Origin of the sequence: Pseudomonas sp. AS2.8 (assembly GCF_014190935.1) — a bacterium.
Classification (GTDB): domain Bacteria; phylum Pseudomonadota; class Gammaproteobacteria; order Pseudomonadales; family Pseudomonadaceae; genus Chryseomonas.
This window is the reverse complement of record NZ_JACHVV010000013.1, coordinates 1-1,019: the sequence shown is the minus strand read 5'-3', so window position 1 is coordinate 1,019 and position 1,019 is coordinate 1. Positions and strand designations below refer to the sequence as shown.

Below are 1,019 nucleotides of genomic sequence, written 5' to 3'. Positions count from 1 at the left end.
CGACTGGGCTGCCAGGTGCTGCTCAAGCGTGAAGACCTGCAGCCGGTGTTTTCCTTCAAGATCCGCGGTGCCTACACCAAGCTGGCCAGCCTCTCGGCCAGCGAGAAGGCCCGCGGCGTGATCACCGCCAGCGCCGGCAACCACGCCCAGGGCCTGTCCCTGGCGGCGCGCGAGCTGGGCGTGCGGGCGATCATCGTGATGCCGCGCACCACGCCGGAACTCAAGGTCATCGGCGTGCAATCGCGCGGCGGCGAGGTGGTGCTGCACGGCGACGCCTTTCCCGAGGCCCTGGCCGAGGCGCTGCGCCTGGTCGAGGAGCAGGGCTACACCTTCGTGCCGCCCTATGACGACCCCGACGTCATCGCCGGCCAGGGCACCGTGGCCATGGAAATTCTGCGCCAACATCCCGGTCGGCTGGACGCCATCTTCGTCCCCGTGGGCGGGGGTGGTCTGATCGCCGGTATCGCCGCCTATGTGAAATACCTGCGGCCCGAGATCAGGATCATCGGTGTCGAACCGGACGATTCCAACTGCCTGCAGCAGGCCATGGCCGCGGGTGAGCGGGTGGTCCTGCCGCGAGTGGGGCTGTTCGCCGATGGCGTGGCCGTGGCCCAGATCGGCCACCACACCTTCGAGATCTGCCGCCGCTATGTCGACGAGGTGATCACCGTCAGCTCGGATGAGATCTGCGCGGCGATCAAGGACATCTACGACGACACCCGCTCCATCACCGAGCCCTCGGGTGCCCTGGGCGTGGCGGGGATCAAGAAATATGCCGAGCGCGCGGGCAGTGGCGGCCAGGTACTGGTGGCCATCGATTCGGGTGCCAATATCAATTTCGACCGCCTGCGCCATGTGGCCGAGCGCGCCGAACTGGGCGAGCAGCGCGAAGCCATCATCGCCGTGACCATCCCCGAGCGGCCGGGCAGCTTCCGTGCCTTCTGCGAAGCCCTGGGCCGGCGGCAGATCACCGAATTCAACTACCGCTACCACACCGGCGAAGAGGCCCATATCTTCGT

Annotated in this window: 1 protein-coding gene; it reads left to right on the top strand. The window is 67.3% G+C overall.

Annotated features, from left to right (window positions below; all coding sequences use genetic code 11):
* Positions 1-1,019, top strand: a 1,019-nt coding sequence (gene ilvA, locus FHR73_RS22425) for a threonine ammonia-lyase, biosynthetic (protein ID WP_183634102.1), incomplete at both ends; no start/stop codon positions are given.